Origin of the sequence: Streptomyces sp. Tue6028, from assembly GCF_002300165.1 — a bacterium.
Lineage (GTDB): Bacteria > Actinomycetota > Actinomycetes > Streptomycetales > Streptomycetaceae > Streptomyces > Streptomyces siamensis.
Map to the genome: position 1 here is coordinate 155,488 of NZ_MLCE01000031.1, position 26,153 is coordinate 181,640.

Genomic DNA, 26,153 nt, shown 5'->3' on the forward strand with positions numbered 1-26,153 from the left:
CCAATCGGCTCGCGCACGCCCCACCGGAGGGGCAGGATGCTGCCCGTAGCCCCCTGGGGAACTCCGGACGGTTGGAGGCACGCATGACCGCCACACCCGCGCCCTTCGCGGCCGGTGACTACGAGGCCCGGATGCGGCGTGCGGCCGAGGCCGCCGCGGACGCCGGGCTCGACGGCGTGCTGGTCGCGCCGGGTCCCGACCTGGTGTGGCTGACCGGGTACCGGCCGGTGGAGACCGAGCGGCTCACCCTCCTCGTGCTGCGGCCCGGGCAGGACCCGGTCCTGGTCGTGCCCACCCTGGAGGCGCCCGACGCCGCCAAGGCACCCGGCGCGCCCGCCCTGACGCTCCGCGACTGGACCGACGGCAAGGACCCCTACGAGGCGACCGCGCCGCTCCTCGGCCACGAGGGCCGCTTCGGAGTCAGTGACAACGGCTGGGCCCTGCACCTGCTCGGACTCCAGCAGCACCTGCCCGGCACCCGCTACCAGGCCCTCACCAAGGCCCTGCCGATGCTGCGCGCCGTCAAGGACGCTGCCGAACTGGAGCGGCTGGCCGCGGCGGGCGCCGCGGCGGACGAGGCCTTCGAGGAGATCCGCACGGTCCGCTTCTCCGGCCGCCGGGAGACCGACGTGGCCGCCGACCTCGCCGATCTGCTGCGCCGCTTCGGGCACTCCCAGGTCGACTTCACCATCGTCGCCTCCGGCCCGAACGGAGCGAATCCGCACCACGAGGCCGACGACCGCGTCATCGAGCACGGCGACATGGTCGTCCTCGACTTCGGCGGCCTCAAGCACGGCTACGGCTCCGACACCTCCCGCACCGTCCATGTCGGCGAGCCCGACGCCGAGGAGCGCACCGTGCACGACGTCGTGCGCGCGGCTCAGGAGGCGGGCTTCCGCGCGGTGCGGCCGGGCGCCGCCTGCCAGGACGTCGACCGCGCGGCCCGGGCGGTCATCACCGAGGCCGGATACGGCGACCGGTTCATCCACCGCACCGGACACGGCATCGGCGTCACCACCCACGAACCGCCGTACATGATCGAGGGCGAGGAGCAGCCCCTCGTCCCCGGCATGTGCTTCTCCGTGGAGCCCGGCATCTACCTGCCGGGCCGTTTCGGGGTCCGCATCGAGGACATCGTCACGGTCACGGAGGACGGCGGGCGGCGCCTGAACACCACCTCCCGCGAGATGGTGATCGTCGACTGACCTGCACCCACCGACCGTGCGGCAGAAGCCCCGCCCACGCCCCCGAACGACAAGGGCGCGACCATGACCCAGGCACCGACACCGACCGAGGACACCGTCCGCGAACTGGTCCGTTCGCTGCTCGCCGACGGCACGGCGGAGGGAGCCGGCCCCGACGTGCGCCCGGTCGCCGAGGGCGGTGGACACTCCAGCTGGTGGGTGGGCCGGCGCCATGTGCTGCGGCTCGCCCGGGACCGTGACGCCGCCGCGCGCCAGCGCCGCGAACTGCGGCTGCGCGACCTGATCCGGCCGCACCTCGGCGTGCCGGTCCCGGTGAGCGTCGCCCACGGCGAATGGGCGAGCGGACTCGGCTGCACCCTGGACACCCGGCTCGCCGGCGGTTCGGGCGAGGTCCAGGACGTCTCGGCCGTCGGCGAGGCCGACCTGGCGGGCCTGCTCACGGGTCTGCGCGAAGTGCCCGTACGGCAGGCCGAGACGCTCGGCGTGCCCCGCGTCGCCCCGCGCTCCCTGGAGGCGCTGCGCGAGGCCGCCGCCGCTGCCGCCGAGCAGCTCGCCGCCGCCGAGGAGTTCGACCCGGCCCGGCTCGCCCAGCTCACCGCACCGGGCGCCGCCCAACTCGCCGCACAGCCCGGAGCCGCGTTCCTCGTGCACCACGCCCTCAAGGGCGAACACCTCGTGGTCAGCGCCGACGGGCGGGTGCGCGGCGTCCTCGACTGGACCGACGCGGTGATCGGCGACCCGGCCGAGGACATCGGCGGGCTGGCGATCGCCGTCGGGGCGGGGGCGGCCGTCCGCGCCGCCACCCTGGCCGGGTACGGCGCCCGCCCCTGCCTGCGCGGCCTGTGGCTGTCGCGCTGCGACACGGTGATCCGTCTCGCCGACCGTCTGCGGGGCGGCGACGGCGGCCCCGTCCCGCTCCTGCGGACCCGACTCGGCCGCGCCTGGGAGGCGATCATGCTGGAACGGGTCACCGACCTGCGGGACGACCCCGACGAGTCGCCCTAGGGTCACGCCTGGGTCAGCACCACGCACGATGCGCCGGGCACGGTCAACACCCCGTCCGTGTCCGGCGCTTCCACCGGTTCCCACGCCGCCAGCACGCGCGCGTGGCGCAGGCCGAGCGGGATCGCCGCGGGCTCCTTGCCGAGGTTCACCGCCACCCGGACGTCCCCGCGCCTCAGGGCGAGCCAGCGGGCCCGGGGGTCCTGGGCCACCCTGACCGCGGCGAGGTCGGGGTCCGAGAGGTCGTGCTGCCGGCGGCGCAGCGCGATCAGCTCCCGGTACCAGGCCAGCACGCGCGCGTGGAGGGCCTTCTCGGGCTCCGACCAGTCGAGGCAGGAACGGTCCCGGGTCGCCGGGTCCTGCGGGTCCGGCACCTCCTCCTCGGCCCAGCCGTGCGCGGCGAACTCGCGGCGCCTGCCCCTGCGCACGGCCTCCGCCAGTTCCGGGTCGGTGTGGTCGGTGAAGAACTGCCAGGGTGTGCCCGCGGCCCACTCCTCGCCCATGAAGAGCATCGGGGTGAAGGGCGCGGTGAGTGTCAGCGCGGCCGCGCAGGCCAGCAGCCCGGGGGAGAGGGACGCCGACAGCCGGTCCCCCTGGGCGCGGTTGCCGATCTGGTCGTGGGTCTGGGAGTAGCCGAGCAGGCGGTGCGCCGAGACCCGGCTGCGGTCCAGCGGGCGGCCGTGGTGCCGTTCGCGGAAGCTGGAGTACGTGCCGTCGTGGAAGAAGCCGGAGGTCAGCGTCTTCGCGAGCGCCGCGAACGGGTCCCGTGCGAAGTCCGCGTAATAGCCCTGCGCCTCACCGGTCAGCGCGGTGTGCAGCGCGTGGTGGAAGTCGTCGTTCCACTGGGCGTGGAGCCCGAGACCGCCCTCCTCGCGGGAGGTGACGAGCCGCGGGTCGTTGAGGTCCGATTCCCCGATCAGGAAGAGCGGCCGGCCGAGGTCGCCGGAGAGCGCGTCCACCGCCGTCGACAGCTCCTCCAGGAAGTGCAGCGCGCGCGTGTCCCGCAGCGCGTGAACTGCGTCCAGCCGCAGCCCGTCGAACCGGTAGTCGCGCAGCCAGGCGAGAGCGCTGCCGACGAGGAACGCGCGCACCTCGTCCGAACCGGGCGCGTCCAGGTTCACCGCGGAGCCCCAGGGCGTGTGATGGGTGTCCGTGAAGTACGGCCCGAACGCGGGCAGGTAGTTGCCGGACGGCCCGAGATGGTTGTGCACGACGTCGAGGACCACGCCCAGTCCCAGCCCATGTGCCGTGTCGACAAAGCGCTTGAGCGCCTGCGGGCCGCCGTACGGCTCGTGCACGGCCCACAGCGAGACCCCCTCGTACCCCCAGCCGTGCCGGCCGGGGAACGGGCACAGGGGCATCAACTCGACGTGCGTCACACCCAGTTCCACCAGATGGCCCAGCCGCTCGGCGGCCGCGTCCAGGGTGCCCTGCGGCGTGTACGTCCCCACGTGGAGCTCGTACAGCACCGCACCGGGCAGCGGGCGTCCCGCCCACGGCGCACGCCATGCGTACCGGTCGTGCTCGACCACCGCGCTCAGCCCGTCCGGGCCGTCGGGCTGGCGCCGCGAGCGGGGATCGGGCAGCACGGGACCGTCGTCCACCGCGAAGCCGTAACGCGTCCCGTGCCGCGCGTCCGCCTCGCCCGTCCACCAGCCGGCCCGTTCCGGATCGCGCTCCAACGCGCGCGTGGCGTCCGCGCAATGCAGCGTCACCCGGTCGGCCTGCGGTGCCCACACCTCGAACCGCACAGACGGTTCCCCCTTGTCAGCTCACCGTGACGTAATCCGTCCATGGTGCTTCACCTGAGATCAATTCGCTTTCGAATCCACCCTTTTGCCGCGTGTCCGCCGCGCATGTGTCACACCCGGGCCGCCGAATCGTTCCGGTCGGCCGAGGCGCCCCTTTCCCCGTTTTCTGGACACCCCGCCCGCCCTGTCCGACAATCACGAGCGTGACGTCGTCTTTCGAGTTCCACACGTACCCCGCGCGGCTGTCCGACGCGGAGCGCGACCGGGCGCTGAAGGCGCTCCGTGACGGCGTCGCCCTCGGCCGTCTCTCCCACGACACCTTCATCCGCCGCATGGAGCTGGCGCTCGCCGCCCGCAGGCCCGACGAACTCGCCGTGCTCACCGCGGACCTGCCCACCGAGGGGCGTTGGGCGAAGCTCGTGTTCGGCACCGTGGAAGCGATCTCCGGCTTCACCGTACGGGTGCGCAGGGCCTGGCAGGCCGAGCGGCTCCCCAAGCTCCAGCTGCCCCACCCCGGGAATCCGTACCCGCTGCGCATCGGCCGCGACCCGGCCAGCGGGCTGCGGCTCAACCACGAGACCGTGTCCCGGGTGCACGCCGAACTGAGCCGGCAGGGCGGGCTGTGGGTGCTGCGCGACCTCGGCTCGACCAACGGCACGACCGTCAACGGCCGGCGCGTCGTCGGCTCGACCGTCGTCAAGGACGGCGACCAGGTCGCCTTCGGGCGGATGGCGTTCCGGCTCGCCTCGGACTGACCGGGTCCGCTTCGGAAGTAACCGATTTCCCCGACACCCCCGGTGTTCCGCGGTGTTGACGAACCCTTACCACCGTGACTGACTGTGCGTACACCATGCACATCAGGTGAACCGACGGCACCACATGAGTGGAGGTGTGTCCTGCCGCCACTCCTCCGCTACCCGACCGTGGACGAGCTCGGCACCCGGGCGGCCGCGCTCGCCGCCCGTCGCCCCCGGGACGCCCGACTGCGCCGCGTGGGCACCTCGCGGGCCGGCGCGCCGCTCTGGCTCCTGTCCGTCGGACACGGCAGCCGCCAGGCCCTCGTCGTCGCCGGACCGCACGCCAACGAACCCGTCGGCGGTGCGACCGTCCTGCGCCTCGCCGAACGAGTCCTCGCCGACCCCCGGTTGTGCGAGGGAGCGGACGCCACCTGGAACCTGCTGCTGTGCCTCGACCCCGACGGCTCCCGCCGCAACGAGGCCTGGCTGTCCGGCCCGTACACCCTCGGCCGCTACTTCCGGCACTTCTTCCGGCCCGGTTTCCTGGAACAGCCCGAATGGCTGCCGGACGGCGCGGACAGCGCCGTACTGCCGGAGACCCGGACCCTCCTCGACCTCCAGGACGAACTGCGGCCCTTCCTCCAGTGCTCCCTGCACGGCGTCGACGTGGGCGGCGCCTTCGTCGAGCTCACCCACGATCTGCCCGGCCTCGCCCAGCGGGTCGCGCACGCCGCAGCGCGCCTCGGCATCCCGCGGGAACTCGGCCCGTACGACACCCTGTACTGGCCGGCCCTCGGGCCCGCCGTCTACCGCATCCCACCGCCGCGCCGGGGCGACCTGGCCGCCGCCATCACGGAGGCCGCGGTCGAGTCGACATGGTTCCACCCGCACCCCTACGGCACGGTGACCGCCGTCGTCGAGGCCCCCATGTGGGGCGTCGCCGCCGTGGAGGACGCCGGCCGGCCCGCCGACGCCGAGGCCGTACTGCGCTCCGTCAGCCGCAAACTGCGCGACGACACACGGCTCCTGGAAGGCATCCTCGCGCGCGTCAGACCGGGCCTCGGCACCTCCCCGGACACGGCCTGCCTGCTCGCGCCCGTCGACGACTATTTACTGGTCGGACCCGGACTCGCCGACTCCTGGGACCCCGACCTGGACCAGCCCGCCGCGCGCCCGCTGCCGCCGCTCGACACCGCCCGCCTGACGGCCCTGCGCCTCGCGGGCCGGCGTGTCGCGCTGCGGACGGCGGGGCTGCTGCACCAACTCGTGACCGTGTCCGGCCACGACCCCGCCGGGGCGCTGCCGGAACTCGACCGGCTCATCGACGCGTGGTGCGCCGACTACCGCGACGGCTGCGGAGCGCGCTGGATCCCGGTCGCCCGTCAGGTCGAGTACCAGGCGCGTGTCGTGCTCTCCGCGTTCCATCTCGCCACGCGGCGGGCCCCCGCGCGCTCCCGTTCGAGTGACTCCGGGTGGGGTTCGCCCACCGCCGTGCCGATGCACCTGGAATGACGACAAGCATGCGAGCGGTCCGGTCCCTGGTGCTGGCCGGGGCCGCGCTCCTGACCGCGGGCACCGTCCCGGCCGACGCGGTGCCCCGGACGTCCCACGCCGGCGACTGGCTCCACCTCACCGTCACCCACGGGGACGTGGCCACCGGCGGCACCCGCGGCGCCCTGCTGCTCTGCGACCCGCCGGGCGGACACCCGCACGCGGTCCGGGCCTGCGAGGAACTCGACGCCGCCCACGGCGACATCTCCCGCATCCCGCCCGCCCCCGACGCCGTGTGCTCGCTGATCTACGCCCCGGTGACCGCCTCGGCGCAGGGCGTGTGGGACGGCCGCCGGATCGACTACACCCACACCTTCTCCAACTCCTGCGTGATGGAGGCCGAGACCGGAGCGGTGTTCGCCCTGACGGACTGAGCCGGACGACAGCCCCGCACGGGCGCCCCGACACCTACGGGCCGGGCCGGACGACAGCCCCGCACGGGCGCCCCGACACCTACGGGCCGGGCCGGACGGACGACCCCGCGCGGGCGCCCGGCGCCGTCCGTCCCAGCCGGCCGAGGACCTGCCCGACGGTCACGCGCGCGGACGCCGCGGCCGGCCTCAGACCGCCCCGTCGCGCGCGTGCCGGGCCGCCGCGACCACCGTGCGGGCCTGGTGCTCGACCTGGTTCTCCAACGGAACCCAGCGGGCACGGAAGCGGTCCGCGAAGGCGTCGCTCCAGGAGGCGACCAGACGTTCGAGGTGCGGCGCCGCACGGTCGTCGGCCTCCTGGAGCACCCGCAGCAGCATCGAGGCGGCCCGCAGCGGGAGCCGGCGGCCGAACGCGTCGACACTGCCGACGTACGCCATCGTCGTGTCCGGGGGCGGTGTGCGGGCCCAGTCGTCGGCAAGGCCCGGCACCAGCTCCAGCGCCCACTTCGCGGCCCGCAGGAGCGGCCCGTCGGGCCCCGGCAACCGCGGCAGCGCCTCCGCGAGGACCACCTCTACCTGGAGCGCGTCGCGCAGCAGCCGGCGCGCCAGTCTGCGCATCGCCGCCACCGGCGCCGGGTGCGGCGCCGGATCGTCCACCAGGTCGCTGGCCCACATCGGCACCTCCACGACGGCGGTGAGCCCGCCGTAGCGGTGGGCGTGGTACCAGGTGCTGTGCCGCGCGTCGTCCGGCATGCTCGGATACGCCGTGTCCGAGCCCGGCGCCGGCATCACGTGCACCCCGGGCCCCGAGGCGGGCCAGCCCGCGGCGTCCGACGCGGCCGTCTCCACCGGGATGTGGAGCTCCGCCGCCGACTTGGCGAACGGCTCGGCGAGTCCGGGGATGTCCTTCGTCAGCTGTACCCAGCTGCCGCCCAGATCGGTCCCGTGCAACGTCACCTGGAGGTAGGGCCGCAGTTCGTCGATGACCCGGGTCAGGGCGCGGGTCTCCGGCGGGAGCCGGCCGGGAGGCAGCACGGACGGAGACCACTCCGGCTGCTCGGGACCCGCCGGACGGAAGAAGCCCCGGTGGTAGTCGAACAGAGTGCGCGGCGCGGGCGTGACATGGAGGTGCGCGCCGTCCGGGTCCGCGCACAGCAGGAAGTGCCAGGAGGTACCCGCCCGCAACTCCCGCTCCTGGAGGGCTCGTTCGGCCAGGGCCAGCAAGGTCGAACCACCCGTCGGCTCGTTCGCGTGGGCCCCCGCCACGACGAGGACCGCGCGCCGGGCGTGCCCCACCGAGAGCAGGTGCAGGGGTCTTCCCGCGCGTGAGGAACCCACTTGCCTCAGGGTGCACAGGCCGGGGCGATGAGCGGCCAATGCCCGTGCGGAGGAGACGATTTCGGTCACACTGGGGTAGCGCAACTCCGGCAGGAGACTCACCCCCGACTTGTCCGCCCTGCGTCGCTTTTGGCAGTAGTCCACGGTCTGGATGAACTGTCAAGGATCGGGCCGGGCGGCTCCAGGGGGCGCCAGGTGGCACGTTCCGCCGGCAAGGGGGAGCGCTCGGCCGGTCACCGCTGGTGCAGACCGCGCCCCGCGAGCGTCAGGAACACCTCCCCGACCGCCTCGGAGAGCGTGGGGTGCGCGTGGATGTGCCGCGCCACGTCCGAGGGCTCGGCGTCCCAGCCCACGATCAGCTGGCTCTCCGCGATCATCTCGGACACGTTCGGGCCCACCAGATGGACGCCGAGCACCCGTCCGCCGCCCGCCTCGGCCACCACCTTCACCATGCCGCCCCGGCCGTGCACCATGCCCTTCGCGACGGCGGTGAGCGGCATCGTGCCGACGTCGACCCGGTGACCACGCGCGCGTGCCTCCGCCTCGCTCAGCCCCACGGCCGCCGTCTGCGGAGACGAGTAGGTGACGCGCGGCACGGCCGCGTAGTCGACCGGCGCGGACTCCACGCCGGCCAGCGTCTCGGCCACCAGCAGCCCCTCCGCGAACGAGGCGTGCGCGAGTCCGGGCGACGGCGGCGGCAGCAGATCCCCTACCACGTGGATGCCCGGCACGGCGGTCTCCAGCCGGTCCCAGTCGGCGGGTTCGAGGAAGCCCCGTCCGTCCGCCGCGAGGCCTGCCGCGGCCAGGTCCAGTCCGTCGGTCACCGGAGCCCTTCCCACGGCCACCAGGAGCCGTTCGGCCGCGACCGTGCGGGTCCCGCCCCGCTCGGTGCGCACCCGGGCCCGCACGCCGTCGTCCACGACCTCCGCGTCGAGCAGCCGCGCCCCCGTCAGCACGTCGATGCCGCGCTTCTTCAGACCGCGTGTCAAGTGCCGGCTCACGTCGGCGTCCTCCAGCGGGACGAGTCGTTCGGCGGCCTCGACGACCGTCACCTCGGCGCCCATGGAACGGTGGAACGAGGCGTACTCGACGCCGATGGCACCGCCTCCGAGGACCAGGACGGACCGGGGGAGGCCGGGGGCGAACAGGGCGTCGTCGCTCGTCACCACGCGCCGCCCGTCCGCCACGAGCCCGGGGAGCATGCGCGGGCGTGATCCCGTCGCGAGGACGATGCCCCGGCGCGCGGTGAAGGTGCCCACGCCCTCGACCCGTACGGCACGGGCGCCGGTCAGCCGGGCGCTGCCCCGCACCACCCGCACGCCCGCGTGGGCGAGGTGACCCTCCACACCCCGGTGGTTGCGCTGCACGATGTCGTCGCGGGTGGCGACCAGCGCGGCCCAGTCGACCTCGTCCAGGGTGGCCTTCACGCCCCAGCGCTCGCGCGCCTCGGCGATGCCGTCGACGAGTTCGGCGGCGTGCAGCATCGCCTTGCTCGGGATGCAGCCGCGGTGCAGGCAGGTGCCGCCGACCTTGTCGCGCTCGGCGAGCACGACGTCGAGGCCGAGGGTGGCGGCGCGCAGCGCGGTGCTGTACCCACCGGTGCCGCCGCCGATGACGACGACGTCGGCCGCGGCGTGGGAGGTGCCGGATGTCCTTGGGACGGCGGTTTCGTTGGAGGTGTCCATGTACTCACCCTCCGTCCGCTCCTTGTCATGAGTCCAAGGCAATGTTTGTGTGGAACTCATGCAGAACACTTATGGGTCCTCCCTCGGTCGGACGTGCCCGGGATGAGCCTGCGTCAGATGGAGTACTTCCTGACCGTCGTCGAGGAGGCGTCGTTCACCCGCGCCGCCGAGGCCCTCCACGTCACCCAGCCCGCGCTGTCCCACCAGATCAAGGCCCTGGAGAAGACCGTCGGCGGGCCCCTCCTGGAACGCATGCCGCGCGGTGTGCGGCTGACGCCCATGGGCCGGGCCTTCCGGCCGCACGCCGAGCTGGCCGTCCGCAGCGCGGCCCAGGCCCGCCGGGCCGCTCGCGCCGCCGCCGGCGCGGAGGGCGGCGAACTGCACGTCGCCGCCGTGCACTCGGTGGCCGTCGGCGTCCTGCCCGACGTCTTCGCGCGCTGGCGGGCGGCCCACCCCGGCGTCCTGCTGCACCTTCACGAGTACGCCACCTCGCAGGCGCTGGAGGAGCAGGTCGAGCGGGGCGTCGCCGACCTCGCCGTCGGGCCCGCGCCCGTCGACTGGCCCGGCAGCGTCCTGCCGGTCGGCGAGGAGGAGGCCGTCCTCGTGGTGCCCTTCGACGACCGGCTGGCGGGCCGTACGACGGTGACACCGGAGGAGTTGTCCGACCGTTCCTGGATCCGCTGCGCGATGGAGCCCGTGGTCGACGGGGAGCGCTTCCTCGACCGGGTGTGCGGGCAGGCGGGATTCCGGCCGCGTACGGCCGTGTTCACCGAGCACACGTCGACGGCGGTACGGATGGCCGCGGCGGGGGTCGGCGTCGCCGTCGCGCCCTCGCACATCGTGCGCGGCGCCGTCGGCGAGGACTGCGTGGTGCTCTCCGCCGACCCGCCCTGGAAGCGTCCCCTGACCGTCTTCACGCGCGTGCCGCCGACGGGCGCCGCGGAGGCCTTCGTGAACCTCCTGCGTGCGTCCTGGCCGCAGGCTCCGGCGCCCCGCCGCGAGACGGCCGATTCACCCGTACGGGCGCACGGGGACTGCGGTCCGGGGGCGGCGGTGGTCGGCTGATACCAACCGCGCGCGGGTCCGGCGCGCAGACCCGAGGCGGGAGGCCCCGGTGCTGTGTTCTCACGGCCTTCCCGGCGAAGGCGCGCCCACGCCCCTGCACGCGGGACCGCGGTCCGCGCGGCCGGCCGCGTGCCGCGACAGCCCGGCCACGACACCGGTCCCGCCCGGCGAACGCCCGTCCGACGAGGGACTGCCGGAGGGCGGAGAACGGCCCGGGCACGGCGGGCCGTCCGACCCGGCGGCCCCCTCGCGCACGACCGCGCCGCCGTTGCCCGGCTCCGCGGCGCCTGCCGGCTCCGCGGTGTCGCCCGGGCCGCTGGGAGCTTCCGGCCCGTCGGCTGGTCCGCCGGTCCCCGGCGGCCCGTCGGCGTCGCCCGGCTTGTCCTCGTCTTCTGGCCCGGTGATGCCGCCCGCCCCTTCGGCTCCTGCTGGTCCGTCGGCCGGCCCGGCGGCACCTGGCGGCCCGTCGGCGTCGCCCGGCTTGTCGGCGTCCTCCGGTCCGGTGCCGTCGCCTGACCCGGGGATGCCTTCCGGCCCGGTGGCGGCGCCAGGTCCGGTGATGCCTTCCGCCCCTGCGTCCTCCCGTCCGGCGGCGTCGCCCGCCCCGTCGGCATCTGCCGGCCCGGCGGTGTCGCCCGGCGCTGTGACGCCCGCCTCCCCGGCCGCGTCCCCCGGTCCGGTGGTCGTCTCGACCGTCCCGGTGGTGTCCTCGGGACCGCGGGCGGGGGACCCCGTCGCGCCCGGGCGGGGCGGCGGGGAACCGGGCCGGCCGCCGAGTCTGCTCGACGTCGGGACCGAGCACGATCCCCACGCGTTCTACCGCACCCTGCGGACCCACTTCCCGCTCGTGTACGACGAGCCGTTCGGCGCGTGGCTGATCAGCAGGTACGCCGACGTGCGCGCCGCGCTCGCGGACCCGCGACTGGCCGTGCCGCCGTCCGGACGCACCCTGGTCCATCGGGAGGGCGGCACGCACAGCGCGCACCAGGCCCTCGTCTCACCGGCCTTCCGCGGTGCCGCGCTGGCCGCGCTGACGGCCGGCGTCGAACGCACGGCCTACGTCCTGGCCCGGCGCCTCGCCGCCCGCGAAGAGGCCGACCTCGTCGCCGAGTTCTGCCGCTGGCTGCCCACCGCGGCCGTCGTCGGCGCGCTCGGGCTGCCGTACGAGGACACGGCGCGTGTGCACGCCTGGTGCCGCTCGGGCCTGGACCACCTCGGCGGTCACCACCCCGAACTCGAAGCGTTCCTGGGCCCGTACATCGCGCGCCGCCGTGCCCACCCCGGGGCCGATCTGCTGTCCGCCCTGTGCACGGCCAGGACCGACGGGCGCCGGCTGTCGGACGAGGCCGTGGCGGGCCTGGCCGGCACCCTGCTCGGCGCGGGCGGCGAGACCACCGCGCGGGCACTCGGCTCGTTCCTCGCCAACCTGCTCGACCACCCCGGCCAGCTGGCGGTGATCCGGACCCGCCCGACGCTGACCCAGGGCGCCTGGGCCGAGTCGCTGCGCCGGGACCCGCCGCTGCACATCGTGGAACGACGGGCCGTCGCACCGGTCGGCGTGATCCCCGAGGGCGCCACCGTGGCCTGCCTGCTGGGCTCCGCGGGCCGCGACCCGGCGCGGTTCGCCGACCCGGACCGCTACGACGCGTTCCGTGCCGACCCGGGGGACCTCGCGTACGGCTCCGGAAGGCACTTCTGTCCCGGCCCGCTGCTGGCCGCGCTCACGGCGGAACACGGTCTGCACGCCCTGCTGAGCGTGGCTCCGGGCCTGCGCTGGGTGCCCGGTTTCCGGCCCGCCCCGGAGGGGCCCGTCAGCCCCTCGCCCCGGGCCCTGCGGGTGCTGCTTCACTGAGGTGCGCCGAGCCGTTCGAGCAGGGCGGCAGGCGAGTGCTCGAACAGGTCCGCCACGCGCGCGTGCCCGGTGAACTCCCGCCCCGGGGACAGCGCGTCGGCCCACCGCCCCCCGGGGAGGGCCAGCAGGGTGTCGCCCCAGCCCCCGGAGTCGGCCAGCCTCAGCGAGAGCCGGGTGACGGCCGTGACCACTTCGCCGGAGCGCACGAACGCCAGGCAGTGCGCGGCTCCGGAACCCTCCGCCGGCAGCCGCTCGTACGTCGCCGACTCGCCGAAGGCGGCGGGTCGGCGTGCGCGCAGCCCCAGCGCGGCCCGGGTCAGTTCCGTCTTCTCGGACGGGCTCTTCGGCGGCGCGAACGGCTGCCGGTTGTCCGGGTCCACCAGAGCCAGGTACTCGTCCTCGGTGCCCTGGTAGAGATCGGGCACCCCCGGCATCGTCAGATGGACCAGAGCGGCGCCCAGGACGTTGGCCCGCACATGGGGGGCCAGGGACGCCCGGAAGGCGGCCACACGCCGCCCCGGAGCTCCGCACGGCCCCTCGGCGACGAACGCCGCCACCCTGTCCTCGTAGGCGGGGTTCCGCTCGGTCCAGGCGGTGTGCAGCCCGGCCTCGCGCACGTGCTTGAGCAGCGCGTCGCGCAGCCGTGCCTCGGCGTCGGGGCCCAGCCCGAGCACGGTCTGCCACGCGGCCCACGCCAGCTGCGGGTCGGGTACGCCCGTGCCGTCGCGGGTCACCTCCGCGAGCAGCCCGGCCCAGCGGTCCGGGCACTCGCTGAGCACGGCGAGGGCCGCGCGCACGTCGGCGCTGCGCTTGGTGTCGTGCGTCGACAGGACCGTGCCGGTCGTGGGCCAGTCGCGCTGCACGCGCGCGCAGTAGGCGTGGAAGGCCTCCGGCGACAGGGCCGGGCTGCCCGGACTGCCGCCCACCTCGTTGGCCGACAGGAGGGGCACATAGCGGTAGAAGGCGGTGTCCTCGACGGACTTGGCGCGCAGCGCCGACGCGGTCTGCGCGAAGCGGACGCGGAACTCCCGGTGCACGGGCCCGTCCCCGGCCCGCCCGAGCACCAGGTCGCGCACGACGTCGACGGCGTGCGCCTCGTCGGGCACCGTGAACGTGGCCCGCGCCTCGTCGGCGGCCTGCTCGGTCACCACCAGGGAGGCGTCCGTGGACGAGTAGGGGCGGTACACGTCGAGGCGTACGAGGAGCTCTCGCAGCGCGGTACCGAGGGCCCAGGGCGCGTGGTCGCGCAGCGCCGGATCGGGGGACGCGGCGCACAGACCGCTCACCACGCGGGTGAGGCGGTCGACCTCGGTGGCCAGTTCGTGCGTGACCACCTTGTACGCGGCCCGGCGCACCGTCGCCGCCCAGTGGCCGCCGCGATCGGGCTGCGGTGCCGCGAACCTGCGGTACTGGCCGAGGAGTTCGCCCGCGCCCGCCGGGTCGGTGAAGAGGCCGTCCACGTGGCGCAGCGCGTCGTAGCCGGTGGTGCCCGCCACGGGCCACGCGGCCGGGAGCGGCTCGCCGTCCGCGAGGATCTTCTCGACCACCGTCCAGCGGCCCCCGGACGCCTCGTGCAGCCGGCGCAGATAGGCGTCCGGGTCGGCCAGGCCGTCCGGGTGGTCGACCCGCAGGCCGTGGACGACGTCCTCGTGGAGCAGCTCCAGGATCTTCGCGTGGGTGGCGTCGAAGACCTCCGGATCCTCGACGCGTACACCGATGAGTTCCGAAATGCTGAAGAACCGGCGGTAGTTGAGCTCGGTGCGGGCCTGCCGCCACCAGGCGGGTCGGTACCACTGGGCGTCGAGGAGCTGGAGCAGGGGCAGTTCTTCGGTGCCGGCGCGCAGCGGAAAGGCGTGGTCGTAGTAGCGCAGGACGTCGCCGTCGACCTTCAGGTGGTCGATCTCCGCGCCGAGCCTGCGGGCCAGTACCGGCAGCAGCAGCTGACCGCCCGCCTCCCAGTCGATGTCGAACCAGCGCGCGTACGGCGACTCGGGGCCCTCACGCAGCACGTCCCACAGGGCGCGGTTGTGGCGCGGGTGCATGGCCATGTGGTTCGGCACGATGTCCACGACGAGGCCCAGCCCGTGCTCCCGCGCGGTGCGGGAGAGCGCGCGCAGTCCCTCCTCGCCGCCCAGTTCGGCCCGCACGCGCGAGTGGTCCACCACGTCGTACCCGTGCGTCGAGCCGGGAACGGCCTCCAGGACGGGCGACAGGTGCAGATGCGAGACGCCGAGCGAGGCCAGGTAGGGCACGGCCGCCTCGGCGCCGGCGAACGGGAACTCCGGCTGCAACTGGAGCCGGTACGTGGCCGTCGGCACGGCCGGAATCACCGGGCCGGGGGCCGTCGGGTCCGAAATCTCCGGGTCGGGACGCTCAGGTGTCATGCGAACCTACGTACCCTTCTTGTCGCCTTTCGTGTCATCGGCGCGCGCATCCGGACGCCGGGCACCGTACCCGGGCCCTTCACGCGCGTGCGCTCCGTGAACGGTGCGCACGCGCGTGTGCCGCTCGGCGGCGGCCCTGAGGCCAGGGGGTTTCGTTTGGATCCGCCCGGGTCCGCGGCGCCCGGCACGGCACCTCGCCGTGTTGTCGGACCACCCGAGTACGCCCAGTACGCGGGTGGTCCTCCGCCGTGCGACGCACCGCACCGGGCGCCGCGGCCCGATCCGACCCGATCCGAACGAATCCCCCTAGGCGGGCCGCTGGAGCACCGTCATGCTTCGGTCGACCAGCGTCAGCCGGTCACCGGCCGCCACCTTGGCGCCCGTGCCGGGAGCGACCCCCTCGGGGACGGCCGTGTCGACGACGACCTGCCACTGCCGTCCGTGGTCGAGCGGCACCACGAACTCCAGTGGCCGTGGCGAGGCGTTGAACATCAGCAGGAAGGAGTCGTCGGAGATGCGCTCCCCGCGCGGGCCGGGCTCCGAGATCGCGTTGCCGTTGAGGAACACCGACAGGGCCTGGGCCTGGGCGGAGTCCCAGTCGCGCTGTGTCATCTCCTTGCCCTCCGGAGTGAACCAGGCGATGTCGGAGAGCTCGTCGTGCGTGCCCTGGACGGGCCGGCCGTGGAAGAACCGGCGCCGGCGGAAGACGGGGTGGTCCCGCCGCAGCCACACCATCGCCCGTGTGAAGTCCAGCAGCTCGCTGCCGTCCTCCGGCCACTGCACCCAGGACAGTTCGTTGTCCTGGCAGTAGGCGTTGTTGTTGCCGTCCTGGGTGCGGGCGAACTCGTCGCCGTGACTGAGCATGGGCACACCCTGGGAGAGCATGAGCGTGGCGATGAAATTGCGGATCTGACGTCCTCGGAGGGCCAGCACGTCCTCGTCGTCGGTGTCGCCCTCTGCTCCGCAGTTCCAGGACCGGTTGTGGCTCTCGCCGTCGCGGTTGTCCTCTCCGTTGGCCTGGTTGCGCTTGTTGTTGTACGAGACCAGGTCGTGCATCGTGAAGCCGTCGTGGCAGGTCACGAAGTTGATGGAGGCGAGCGGACGGCGGCCGTCGTCCTGGTAGAGGTCCGAGGAGCCCGTAAGCCGGGACGCGAACTCCGCCAGGGTGCGTGGCTCGCCGCGCCACAGGTCCCGGACGGTGTCGCGGTACTTGCCGTTCCACTCGGTCCACAGGGGCGGGAAGTTGCCCACCTGGTAGCCGCCCTCGCCGACGTCCCACGGCTCGGCGATCAGCTTCACCTGGGAGACCACGGGGTCCTGCTGGACCAGGTCGAAGAACGACGACAGCCGGTCCACCTCGTGGAACTGGCGGGCCAGCGTGGCCGCCAGGTCGAAGCGGAACCCGTCGACGTGCATGTCCGTGACCCAGTAGCGCAGCGAGTCCATGATCAGCTGGAGCACGTGCGGGGAGCGCATGAGGAGTGAGTTGCCGGTCCCCGTGGTGTCCATGTAGTAGCGGGGGTCGTCCGTCAGTCGGTAGTAGGACGCGTTGTCCAGGCCCCGGAAGGACAGCGTCGGGCCCAGGTGGTTGCCCTCGGCCGTGTGGTTGTAGACCACGTCGAGGATGACCTCGATCCCGGCCTCGTGCAGGGCCCGGACCGCCGACTTGAACTCCAGGACCTGCTGGCCCCGGTCGCCCCAGGAGGCGTACGCGTTGTGCGGGGCGAAGAAGCCGATCGTGTTGTAGCCCCAGTAGTTGTTGAGGCCCATCTCCACCAGCCGGTGGTCGTTCACGAACTGGTGAACGGGCATCAGTTCCAGTGCGGTGACGCCGAGTTCGGTCAGGTGTTCGATGATGGCGGGGTGGGCCAGCGCCGCGTAGGTCCCGCGCAGTTCGTCGGGCAGCTCCGGGTGCTGCATGGTCAGGCCCTTCACATGGGCCTCGTAGATCACCGTGTGGTGGTACTCGGTGCGTGGCCGCCGGTCGTCGCCCCAGTCGAAGTAGGGATTGACCACGACCGAGGACATCGTGTGGGGCGCGGAGTCCAGGTCGTTGCGCTTGTCGGGCGAGCCGAAGGGGTAGCCGTACACCTCCTCGCCCCACTTGATCGAACCGCTGATGGCGCGCGCGTACGGATCGAGGAGCAGCTTCGCCGAGTTGGTCCGCCGCCCCCGCTCGGGCGCGTACCGCCCGTGCACCCGGAAGCCGTACCGCTGTCCGGGCATGATCCCCGGCAGGTACGCGTGCCGGACGAAGGCGTCGGTCTCGCGCAGCTCCACCGCTGTCTCCGAGCCGTCGTCGTGCAGCAGACACAGCTCGATCCGGTCGGCGGCCTCCGAGAAGACCGCGAAGTTGGTGCCGGCGCCGTCGTACGTGGCGCCGAGTGGATATGCCTCTCCAGGCCAGACCTGCATGGATATGACTCTTCCAGTAGTGCCGAGCCCCTGGGGGCGAGTCCGGGCCGAGTCTCCCTGAAAGTGATGGAACCTCCTGTGACTTACGTCCCTCTTACCCAGTGACCAGGCATACGGCGTATGCCGAACCAGTGGGGCTCAAACGACTCCTGATGACATGGGGGGAGTAGGGGGAAATGTGCGCAAGATAGTGCACCGCCATCTGGGCAAGGTGGTGGCGGGTGCGGCCATCGCGGTGGCGGGGACGGCCGTGATGGTCGGGATCACCCTTCCGGGCTCGGCGGGGGCCGAGGAATCGGGAGGCGCCAAGGGAAGCGGCGGGACCTCGCAGCAGGCGGCTCAGCAGGGACAGGGAGCGGTGCAGCCGGGCGTGGTCGAGCAGGCCCCCGACGAGGGCGAGAAGGGCAAGGGCCGCGACCCGCTGACCGACGACGAGACCGAGCGGGTGACGCGGATCGCGCTCAGCCGCCAGATGCTCACCGCCGGGGAGAACGTCGAGGGGAAGCGCGGCCCGCAGCGGCTCAGCGTGAACCTCGCCGAGCCCGAGGCGGACGAACTGGACGACCCGAACGCGCCCCGGCGCGCCGACGTCTCGTTCTACGACTACAAGAACGACACGCTCGTCACCCGGACCGTCAACCTCGACACGGGGAAGGTCGAGAAGGCGGGCTCCCAGCACGACGTCCAGCCGCCGATCAGCCGCGACGAGATGACCGAGGCCGCCGAGCTGCTGATCGCCGACCCGCTCGGCGCGGGCCTGAAGGCCGACTTCAAGGACGCCACCGGCAAGGAACTGACCTCGCCCGGCCAGCTGGTCCTGAACAGCATGGTCTACCGCGCGACGCCCGGCGCCCAGCCGGCCGTCCTGGGCGCCTGCGGCGAGCACCGGTGCGTGCGGCTCTTCCCGAAGGTCAAGAACGGGCCCTGGATCGACAGCCGTGACCTGGTGATCGACCTGAGCGCCCGCAAGGTCGGCAAGCTCGGCTGACCGCGGCCTTCTCCGACTTCCCACACTTACTGCTTTCCGCAAGGAGTCACTTCTTCATGCGCGTCAACAGAAACAGCCGTGCTCGCAGCCGGACGGCGGTGGGCCTGACGGCACTGGCCCTGGCCGCCGGCGCGACGACGGCGGCGGGTCCGGCCGTGGCCCAGCCCGGGAGGGCCGCCGCGGCGGCCGCCGACTGCAGCGCGGCCTACCGGATCGAACAGAAGCTCTCCACCGGCACCACGTGGCGGATGTGCTGGCACTACGAGAGCGAGGCCGGGCTCGTCCTGGAGAACATCTCGTACCAGCCGCCCGGCGAGGCCCAGCCGATCAAGGTCCTCAACACGGCGAAGCTCGCCCAGATCGACGTCCCGTACGACGACGGCTCGGTCGAGTACAGCGACCTCACCGGTGCGGGGTTCGGGCAGGGTCTGGTCGACATGGCGCCCGCCGAGTGCCCCGGAGGCACCATCAAGACGGTGAAGGTCCCCGAGGCCTGGGACCCGCAGCACGCCGACGTCAAGGGCCTGTGCACCACGACCCGCTCGCGCGGCCACGCCTACCGCATGCAGGCCGACACGGGGAACAAGGTCTTCCAGAAGCAGGGCAAGGACCTGCTGGTCTACACGGTCAACAAGGTCGGCTGGTACGAGTACATCACCGAGTGGCGCTTCCAGGACGACGGCACCCTCAACATGAACGTCGGCGCCACCGGCAGCCTCTCGCCCGGTGACTACGACGCGGGCGACGGCCGTGGCTGGCCGCTGGGCAAGAACGCCAAGGACTACGCCACCAGTCACAGCCACAACGTCTTCTGGCGGCTGAACTTCGGCCTCGACGGCTCCTCCAAGACCAAGGTCGAGCAGTACGACTCCGTGGTCAGCCCGCCGGCCCAGGGTGCCGAGGCGCCGAGCAACAAGACCACGCGGACGAAGATCACCAAGGAACTCGCGGGCGACGCGAAGAACATGCGCTGGTGGCGCATCGTCAGCAACAGCGGCAAGAACAAGGACAACCACGCACGTTCGTACGAGCTCGTGCCGGGCCCGACCACCAAGTACCTCGGGCGTAACTTCACCAAGCACGACGTCTACTTCACCGAGTACAACAAGTGCGAGCAGTTCGCCAGCGACAACCTGCCCAACTGCGGTGCCGGGCACGGCAAGTCCGTCGACAAGTGGGTGGACGGGCAGACCCTCACCCACCCCGTCGTCTGGGTGAACGTGGGATTCCACCACATCGCGCGCGACGAGGACCAGCAGCCCATGCCGGTCCACTGGCAGGGCTTCTCCATAGCGCCGCGCGACGTCACCGCTATGAATCCGCTCACTCCGCCGGAGCTCGCGGACCAGAACGGCCATGTGGAACAAGGTCGTTGAGAAACGACCTGCGCATCGGGCTGCACCGCCCACCGCTCCCGGAGTACCCTTCCTTGATCGTTGACTAGGGGAGAGCTCGGGGGAGCGGAAGGCGGTGCGCGGGTGGGCTCGGGAGGGCTGGAGTTGCCTCCTGGTGACGAGGGTCACGAGGGAAACTCCACAGATGTCCCACCCGGCGCGGTGTCCCTGGCACGGCCGATGGAGATGGGATCCATCGGTCCGGAACTGGACTGGGGGGCCGACGCCTGGCGCGAGGTGCGGACGCGTGCCCAGCGCGCCGGACGCGCCTACATCTGGCTGAACCTCGTGGAACAGCGGCTGCGCGCGGTCGTGGCCGCTGTTCTGCGTCCCATCTACGAACCCGTCCACGGGGACGACTGGGTCGTCGCCGCCGCCGGTCCCGCGGGGCAGGAATGGGTGCAGCGCGCGGTCGCCGTACGCGAAGTCAGCCGCCGCAAGGGGTACTTGCTCGACCCCGCCGACGACAATGTGCTCAGTTTCCTGACGCTGCCGCAACTGCGCGAGCTGATGGTGCAGCACTGGCCGTGCTTCGAGCCCTACTTCGACGAGCGCCGGGACGTCGAACTCGCCCTGGACGAGCTGGAAGTGACCCGGAACGTCGTCTCCCGCAACCGCGCCCTGTCGGAGGCCGTCCTCAACCAGGCCGAGCGGGCCGCGGCCAGGCTCCTGGAGATACTCGGCTCCGGCAGTGACGTGCCCTCCGCGCGCCGGCTCCCCGTCGACGCCGTGGAGGACCTGGTCGGCGACCGGTACGCGGACGTGGTCGGGGTGCACCCGGACCGGGTGCGGTTGCTGCGCCAGTTTCCCGCCGAGGACCTCTTCGGCGGCGCCCGGCGCCTCGACGCCATCGGCATCGGCCTCAATCTGCTGGTGCAGAACTTCTCCGGCCGGCGCCTGGTGCGGCTCGCCGAGTCCGGCTGCCGGGTGCGGCTGCTGTTCCTCAATCCCGCGTCCAGCGCGGTCAAGCGGCGCGAGCGCGAACTGGGCATCAAGCGCGGCGAGTTGAGCCGTAGCGTGGAGATGAACATCCTGCACATGCGCCGGGTGCGCTCCAAGCTGCGCGATCCGGGCGCCTTCGAGATCCAGGTCTTCGACGAGACGCCCCGCTTCACCGCCTATCTGGTGGACGGCGACGGGTCGGACGGCGTCGCCGTCGTCCAGTCGTATCTGCGCCGCACCCGGGGCATGGAGGCGCCGGTCCTCGTCCTGCGCGGCGGGGGACGGGTGGTCAAACCGGGCGACACCGGCGAGGAAGGACTTTTCCCGACCTATCGCGAGGAGTTCGAGGTGGCTTGGGCGGATTCGCGTCCTGTGTCCTGAGGGCGGGGATCCGGACGCGTGGAGCCCGCCGGCCCGGGTAAGCGGAAGGCCGTCCTCGGATTGTCAGTGGCTCATGGGATCGTGGAGACCACTGGGGGAAAGCACCACGAAGAAGGGGGGCCGCCCATGGGCTGGCACCGGGAGCTGCTGATCGGCTTCGACCTGGAGACGACCGGGACCGATCCGCGCGAGGCGCGCGTCGTCACGGGCGCGGTGATCGAGGTCAGGGGCGGAGAGCCGCTGGGCCGCCGCGAGTGGCTGGCCGATCCGGGCGTGGAGATCCCGGTCGACGCGGTGGCGGTGCACGGGATCACCAATGAGCGGGCGGCCGCCGAGGGCCGGCCCGCCGACGAGGTGGCCGCCGCGATCGCGGACGTCCTCGTCTCGTACTGGAAGACGGGCGTCCCCGTCGTCGCGTACAACGCCGCCTTCGACCTGACCCTGCTCTCCGCCGAGCTGCGACGGTACGGGCTGCCGTCGCTGCGTGAGCGGCTCGGCGGCGTCGACCCCGCCCCGGTCATCGACCCGTACACGATCGACCGCTCCGTCGACCGCTACCGCCGCGGCAAGCGCAACCTCGAAGCCGTCTGCACGGAGTACGGCGTGCCGCTCGACTCCGCCCACGACGCCTCGGCCGACGCGCTCGCCGCGGCCCGGCTCGCCTGTGCGATAGCCGGCCGCCACCCGAAGGTCGCGGGCCTCGGCCCGGCGGAGCTGCACCGCCGCCAGATCGAGTGGTACGCCGCGTGGGCGGCCGACTTCCAGAGCTTCCTGCGCCGCAAGGGCGACGCGGACGCGGTGGTGGACGGCACCTGGCCGTTGCGCGACCTCGCGGACGAGCGCGTCTGAGGACGCCCGGGCGGCTCGTTCCGGGTCGCTCACCGCGCCGTGTCCGCCGTCGCGCCCCGTGGACCGCGCGCACCGAGGCGTTCCGTCAGAAGGGGTACCAGCGCACGGTCTCGTCCCCGTCGCGCAGCGACGCCACCCGCCGCTCGAACTCGGCCAGGGCCTTCGGATTGGCCGGCGCGTGCTGGGCGACCCAGGCGCAGCTCGCGGTCTCCCGCGCTCCGCGGAGCACCGAGCACCCCTCCCACTCACGGACGTCCCAGCCGTACGTCCGGGTGAACGACTCGTACGCCTCGGCCGGCAGCCCGTAGCGGTCCCGGGACAGCGCCATCACCACCAGGTCGTGCTCGCGCAGATCGGCGGAGAAGGTCTCCAGGTCGACGAGGACGGGGCCGTCGGGGCCGACATGGACGTTGCGGGGCAGCGCGTCGCCGTGGATCGGGCCCGGCGGCAGCTGCGGGGTGAGTGCCGCCGCGGCATCCGCGAAGCCGTCGCGCCGCGCCCGCAGGTACGCCGCGTCCGCGGGGTCGACGGCGTCACCCGCGAGCCGCAGCCAGCGCTCCACACCGCCCAGCAGTTCGCGCGGCGGGAGGGCGAAGGACGGCGAGGGCAGGGCATGCACCACCCGTAGCAGTTCGGCCAAATCCCGCGGCTCCGCGGGGCGTACGGGGTCCGGCAGCCGGTGCCACACGGTCACCGGATGACCGTCGGTCAGCCGGGCCTTCGGCTCGGCGGCGCGCACCGCGGGGACGCCCGCCTCGGCCAGCCAGGCGGCGATGTCCAGTTCGCGCCGGGCGCGGTCGAGGAGTTCGGCGTCGCGTCCGACCTTGACCACCAGGTCACCGGCGGCGAACACCGCGTTCTCACCCAGGGCGAGGAGCGTTGCGTCCCGTGCCGCCCCGGGCAGCACCCCCGCCCCGGCCAGTACGTCACGCGCCCGTGCCTCGTCCATCCGTCGCCTCCGTCCTTGTGCGGCACTCGTGCAGGTCCCGCGCAGTCCTCGCGTATGGCGTCGTGTTCACGCCATCCGTCGGCCAGTGTCGCATTCGCACAGGTCGGAGCGCGTGCACGGTGCCTTGACGACCCACCCCTGCTTCACGACCATGACGGGGGCCGCCCGGGCGGCCAGACCCCCATGAGCCGCCCAAAGGAGCCGATTCCATGACATTGGCGACCGCGACGAGGCGGTCGGTGAAGCGCGCGCCCGTCGGGGTCGGCGGCCGCCGCGCGGCCGACCGCGGCGCCTGGTTCCTGGTCCTGCCCGCGCTGATCCCGATCCTGGTCCTCAGCGTCGGACCCCTGCTCTACGGGATAGCGCTGGCCTTCACCGACGCGCAGTCCGGCCGGACCGCGGCCACGCAGTGGATCGGTACGCTCAACTTCCAGGACCTGCTGCACGACACGTTGTTCTGGGAGTCGTTCCGGATCGGTCTGCTGTGGGCGGTCGGCGTGACCGTGCCGCAGTTCCTCCTCGCCCTCGGGCTCGCTCTCCTCCTCGACCAGGACCTCCGGCTGCGCCGGCTCGCCCGTGCCCTCGCGATCATCCCCTGGGCCATGCCGGAGGTCGTCGTCGGCATCATGTGGCGGCTCGTCTACAACCCGGACGCCGGCATCCTCAACGAAACCCTGCGCGACCTCGGCCTCGGTGACGGCCGCGACTGGCTGAGCGGCCTCGGCACCGCCCTGCCCGCCGTGATCGTCGTCGGCGTCTGGGCGGGCATGCCGCAGACCACGGTCACGCTGCTCGCCGGACTGCAGAACAGCCCGCGCGAACTCCACGAGGCCGCCGCGATGGACGGCGCGGGCGCCTGGCGCCGCTTTTGCACCGTGACCTGGCCCGCCCTGCGGCCGGTCGCGCTCGCCGTCACCGCGCTCAACTTCATCTGGAACTTCAACTCCTTCGCCCTGGTGTACGTGCTGACCAACGGCGGTCCCGGCGGCCGTACCCGGCTCCCGATGCTCTTCGCCTACGAAGAGGCCTTCCGCTACGGACAGTTCGGCTACGCGGCGGCGATGGGCTGTGTGATGGTCGCGGTGATCTCGATGATCCTCGCCGTGCACCTCGTCGGCCGTCTGAGCGGAGGTGAGGACGCGTGAAGACCGGCAAGGGCGCCCGCGCGGGACAGTACCTCGCGCTCCTCGCCTATCTCCTCTTCCTCGCCTTCCCGTTCCTGTGGCTCGTCTCCACCGCGTTCAAACCGGCGCGCGAGCTGGCGAGTCTGCACCCCACCTGGATACCGAAGGACCCCACCCTCGCCAACTTCCGTCAGGCCTTCGACGAACAGCCGCTGCTGCGCGCCGCGCTCAACTCCCTGGCGGCGGCTCTCGGTGCCGCACTGATCGCCGTGCTGATCGCCACGCCGATGGCGTACGTCCTCGCCCGGCGCCGCACGCTGCTCGCCAAGGCCGCCACCGGGTGGGTCGTCGTCAGCCAGGCGTTTCCGTTCGTGCTCGTGATCATCCCGCTCTTCCTGCTCCTGAAGAACCTCCGGCTGATCGACTCGGTGCCCGGACTGGTCATGGTGTACGTGGTGTGGGCGCTGCCGTTCGCGCTGTGGATGCTGGTCGGGTACGTGCGCGCGGTGCCCGCCGAACTGGAGGAGGCGGCCGCGGTCGACGGCGCGAGCCGGGTGCGGACCCTGGTCTCGATCACCGCGCCGCTCCTCGCCCCCGGCATCGTGGCGACGGCACTGTTCGCGTTCATCAGCGCCTGGAACGAGTTCTTCTTCGCGCTCGTCCTGCTGAAGACCCCGGAGAAGCAGACGCTGCCGGTCGTCCTCACGCACTTCATCGGGGCGGAGGGGGTCGCGGACCTCGGCCCGCTGGCCGCCGCGGCGTTCCTGGCGACCCTGCCGTCGCTGGTCGTCTTCGCGATCATCCAGAAACGGATCACGGGCGGCATGCTCGCCGGGGCGGTGAAGAGCTGATGAGGGCGAGACTCCTGGTCATCCTGGCCGTCTTCGGCCTGCTGCTCACCGCGTGCACGGACAGCGGCCGCGACCCGCACGGAGTGATCACGCTCCGCTTCCAGTCCCTCGCCTGGCAGCAGGAGTCCGTCGCCGCCAACAAGGACCTGGTGGCGGAGTGGAACGCGACCCACCCGGACGTCAAGGTGAAGTACGTCCAGGGGAGCTGGGACAGCGTCCACGACCAGTTGCTCACCTCCTTCGAGGGCGGTGAGGCCCCCGACGTCATCCACGACGCCTCCGACGACCTCGCCGACTTCGCCTACGGCGGCTATCTCGCCGATCTGCGGGGGTTGCTGTCCGATCGCCTCAAGTCCGACATCCCGCGGCGCAGTTGGCGGACCACGACCTTCGGTGACGGCATCTACGGCGTGCCGTTCCTCCAGGAGCCGCGAGTGCTGATCGCCGACGCCGGCCGGCTGCGGAAGTCCGGGGTGCGCATACCGACCCCCGAACGGCCGTGGAGCTGGGCCGAGTTCCGGCAGGTCACCAAGAAGCTCAGCGGGGACGGCAGGTACGGCGTCGCCTGGCCGCTCAAGGAACCCGTCTCCGCCACGCTCAACCTCTCCCTGTCGGCGGGCGGGCAGCTGTTCCACCGGGGCGCGGACGGCAGGGTGACCGTGCGTTTCGAGGCCGGCGACCAGCTCGTGCCACGCACGATCCACGACCAGGTCGGCGCCGACCGCAGCGCCCCGGACTCGACGCTCGGCAGCGGCGGCTCGGACACGCTGCCCGGCTTCTTCGGCGGCAAGTACGCGATGGTCCCGCTCGGCTTCTCCTACCGTCAGCAGATCGTGCAGCAGGCGCCGAAGGGCTTCGACTGGCAGGTGCTGCCCGCCCCGGCCGGCGCCGACGGGCTCACCCAGGGCGTGAGCCCGCAGACCCTCTCGATCGCCGAGGACAGCCCGCACAAGAAGGAGGCGGCCGAGTTCGTCGACTTCTTGCTCCGGCCGAAGAACATGGTCCGGCTGGCGCTGGGCGACTGGATGCTCCCCACCGGCACCGAGGCACTGAAGGACCCGGCCCTGCACACGGACAAGTACGGCTGGGCCACCGGCACCGCCCTCGCCGACCGGCTCAGTCCGGCCCCGGCCCAGTCCGTGCGCGGCTATCCCGAGTGGAAGGACAAGGTCGCCACCCCGGCGTTCCAGGAGTACTACAGCGGAGCGATCGGGCTGGGCGAACTGCGCCGCCGCCTGGAGAAGGACGGCAATCTGGTGCTGGCCCGCTACCAGCGCTGAGCGCCCGTGGCTCCGGGGCCCGCCGTCCCGGCGCGACGC

General features: G+C 72.9%; 20 protein-coding genes. 14 read left to right on the top strand and 6 right to left on the bottom strand.

Features of this window, described 5'->3' with window-relative positions; all coding sequences use genetic code 11:
* Positions 1-83 precede the first annotated feature (83 nt).
* Both BKI49_RS29310 and BKI49_RS29315 read left to right on the top strand, forming a co-directional pair.
* On the top strand, positions 84-1,205 hold the full coding sequence (locus BKI49_RS29310; protein WP_095937272.1) for an aminopeptidase P family protein: 1,122 nt from the start codon (positions 84-86) through the stop codon (positions 1,203-1,205).
* A 63-nt stretch (positions 1,206-1,268) separates the two neighbouring features.
* Positions 1,269-2,210 carry an aminoglycoside phosphotransferase family protein gene (locus BKI49_RS29315; RefSeq protein ID WP_095937273.1) on the top strand — a complete coding sequence of 314 codons (942 nt, stop codon included), beginning with the start codon at positions 1,269-1,271 and terminating at the stop codon, positions 2,208-2,210.
* 2 nt (positions 2,211-2,212) lie between these two features.
* Here BKI49_RS29315 and treZ read toward each other — a convergent pair whose 3' ends face one another.
* Entirely contained in the window at positions 2,213-3,958 is a 1,746-nt protein-coding gene (treZ, locus tag BKI49_RS29320) for a malto-oligosyltrehalose trehalohydrolase (protein WP_095937274.1), read from the bottom strand.
* A gap of 203 nt (positions 3,959-4,161) precedes the next feature.
* Here treZ and BKI49_RS29325 point away from each other — a divergent pair, with 203 nt between their 5' ends.
* The 3 genes from BKI49_RS29325 to BKI49_RS29335 all read left to right on the top strand — a co-directional run bounded on the left by BKI49_RS29325 (position 4,162) and on the right by BKI49_RS29335 (position 6,620).
* A complete protein-coding gene (locus BKI49_RS29325) occupies positions 4,162-4,713 on the top strand; it encodes a DUF1707 and FHA domain-containing protein (RefSeq protein WP_095937275.1) in 552 nt (183 codons plus the stop codon).
* A 168-nt stretch (positions 4,714-4,881) separates the two neighbouring features.
* Entirely contained in the window at positions 4,882-6,207 is a 1,326-nt protein-coding gene (locus BKI49_RS29330; protein WP_179332619.1) for a M14 family zinc carboxypeptidase, read from the top strand.
* Entirely contained in the window at positions 6,204-6,620 is a 417-nt protein-coding gene (locus BKI49_RS29335) for an SSI family serine proteinase inhibitor (RefSeq protein ID WP_095937277.1), read from the top strand. The genes BKI49_RS29330 and BKI49_RS29335 overlap by 4 nt, the downstream gene beginning before the upstream one ends.
* A gap of 186 nt (positions 6,621-6,806) precedes the next feature.
* Here the strand turns inward: BKI49_RS29335 and BKI49_RS29340 are convergent, their stop codons facing one another.
* Together BKI49_RS29340 and lpdA are read right to left on the bottom strand one after the other, a co-directional pair.
* Positions 6,807-8,057: a M14 family zinc carboxypeptidase gene (locus tag BKI49_RS29340; protein WP_095937278.1), complete on the bottom strand. Its 1,251-nt coding sequence runs from the start codon at positions 8,055-8,057 to the stop codon at positions 6,807-6,809.
* Between the two features lie 131 nt (positions 8,058-8,188).
* Complete coding sequence (lpdA, locus tag BKI49_RS29345) at positions 8,189-9,640, bottom strand: dihydrolipoyl dehydrogenase (RefSeq protein WP_095937279.1); 1,452 nt, start codon at positions 9,638-9,640, stop codon at positions 8,189-8,191.
* 102 nt (positions 9,641-9,742) lie between these two features.
* Between lpdA and BKI49_RS29350 the strand changes: the two genes are divergently transcribed.
* Both BKI49_RS29350 and BKI49_RS29355 read left to right on the top strand, forming a co-directional pair.
* Positions 9,743-10,705 carry a LysR family transcriptional regulator gene (locus BKI49_RS29350; RefSeq protein WP_095937280.1) on the top strand — a complete coding sequence of 321 codons (963 nt, stop codon included), beginning with the start codon at positions 9,743-9,745 and terminating at the stop codon, positions 10,703-10,705.
* Positions 10,706-11,408: 703 nt separating this feature from the next.
* Positions 11,409-12,557 carry a cytochrome P450 gene (locus tag BKI49_RS29355; protein ID WP_257005004.1) on the top strand — a complete coding sequence of 383 codons (1,149 nt, stop codon included), beginning with the start codon at positions 11,409-11,411 and terminating at the stop codon, positions 12,555-12,557.
* Here BKI49_RS29355 and treY read toward each other — a convergent pair.
* Together treY and glgX are read right to left on the bottom strand one after the other, a co-directional pair.
* Positions 12,551-14,941 (bottom strand): malto-oligosyltrehalose synthase, encoded by a 2,391-nt coding sequence (treY, locus tag BKI49_RS29360; RefSeq protein WP_095937282.1) that lies wholly within the window; start codon positions 14,939-14,941, stop codon positions 12,551-12,553. The two genes, BKI49_RS29355 and treY, sit on opposite strands and share 7 nt — an antisense overlap.
* 306 nt (positions 14,942-15,247) lie before the next feature.
* Entirely contained in the window at positions 15,248-17,356 is a 2,109-nt protein-coding gene (glgX, locus tag BKI49_RS29365) for a glycogen debranching protein GlgX (protein ID WP_095937283.1), read from the bottom strand.
* A gap of 178 nt (positions 17,357-17,534) precedes the next feature.
* Here glgX and BKI49_RS29370 point away from each other — a divergent pair, with 178 nt between their 5' ends.
* The 4 genes from BKI49_RS29370 to BKI49_RS29385 all read left to right on the top strand — a co-directional run bounded on the left by BKI49_RS29370 (position 17,535) and on the right by BKI49_RS29385 (position 21,910).
* Positions 17,535-18,344: a Tat pathway signal sequence domain protein gene (locus BKI49_RS29370; protein ID WP_095937284.1), complete on the top strand. Its 810-nt coding sequence runs from the start codon at positions 17,535-17,537 to the stop codon at positions 18,342-18,344.
* Between the two features lie 56 nt (positions 18,345-18,400).
* Positions 18,401-19,720: a copper amine oxidase gene (locus tag BKI49_RS29375; protein WP_095937285.1), complete on the top strand. Its 1,320-nt coding sequence runs from the start codon at positions 18,401-18,403 to the stop codon at positions 19,718-19,720.
* Between the two features lie 102 nt (positions 19,721-19,822).
* Positions 19,823-21,061 (top strand): SAV2148 family HEPN domain-containing protein, encoded by a 1,239-nt coding sequence (locus BKI49_RS29380; protein ID WP_095937286.1) that lies wholly within the window; start codon positions 19,823-19,825, stop codon positions 21,059-21,061.
* Between the two features lie 126 nt (positions 21,062-21,187).
* Positions 21,188-21,910, top strand: a complete 723-nt coding sequence (locus BKI49_RS29385) for a 3'-5' exonuclease (RefSeq protein ID WP_095937287.1) — start codon at positions 21,188-21,190, stop codon at positions 21,908-21,910.
* 85 nt (positions 21,911-21,995) lie between these two features.
* Here the strand turns inward: BKI49_RS29385 and BKI49_RS29390 are convergent, their stop codons facing one another.
* On the bottom strand, positions 21,996-22,859 hold the full coding sequence (locus BKI49_RS29390) for a phosphotransferase enzyme family protein (protein ID WP_095937288.1): 864 nt from the start codon (positions 22,857-22,859) through the stop codon (positions 21,996-21,998).
* A gap of 209 nt (positions 22,860-23,068) precedes the next feature.
* Between BKI49_RS29390 and BKI49_RS29395 the strand changes: the two genes are divergently transcribed.
* The 3 genes from BKI49_RS29395 to BKI49_RS29405 are packed head-to-tail and all read left to right on the top strand — an operon-like array spanning position 23,069 to position 26,114.
* Positions 23,069-24,004, top strand: a complete 936-nt coding sequence (locus BKI49_RS29395) for a carbohydrate ABC transporter permease (protein ID WP_095937289.1) — start codon at positions 23,069-23,071, stop codon at positions 24,002-24,004.
* A complete protein-coding gene (locus tag BKI49_RS29400; RefSeq protein ID WP_095937290.1) occupies positions 24,001-24,834 on the top strand; it encodes a carbohydrate ABC transporter permease in 834 nt (277 codons plus the stop codon). Before BKI49_RS29395 ends, BKI49_RS29400 begins: the two co-directional genes overlap by 4 nt.
* On the top strand, positions 24,834-26,114 hold the full coding sequence (locus BKI49_RS29405) for an ABC transporter substrate-binding protein (protein WP_095937291.1): 1,281 nt from the start codon (positions 24,834-24,836) through the stop codon (positions 26,112-26,114). The genes BKI49_RS29400 and BKI49_RS29405 overlap by 1 nt, the downstream gene beginning before the upstream one ends.
* Positions 26,115-26,153 lie beyond the last annotated feature (39 nt).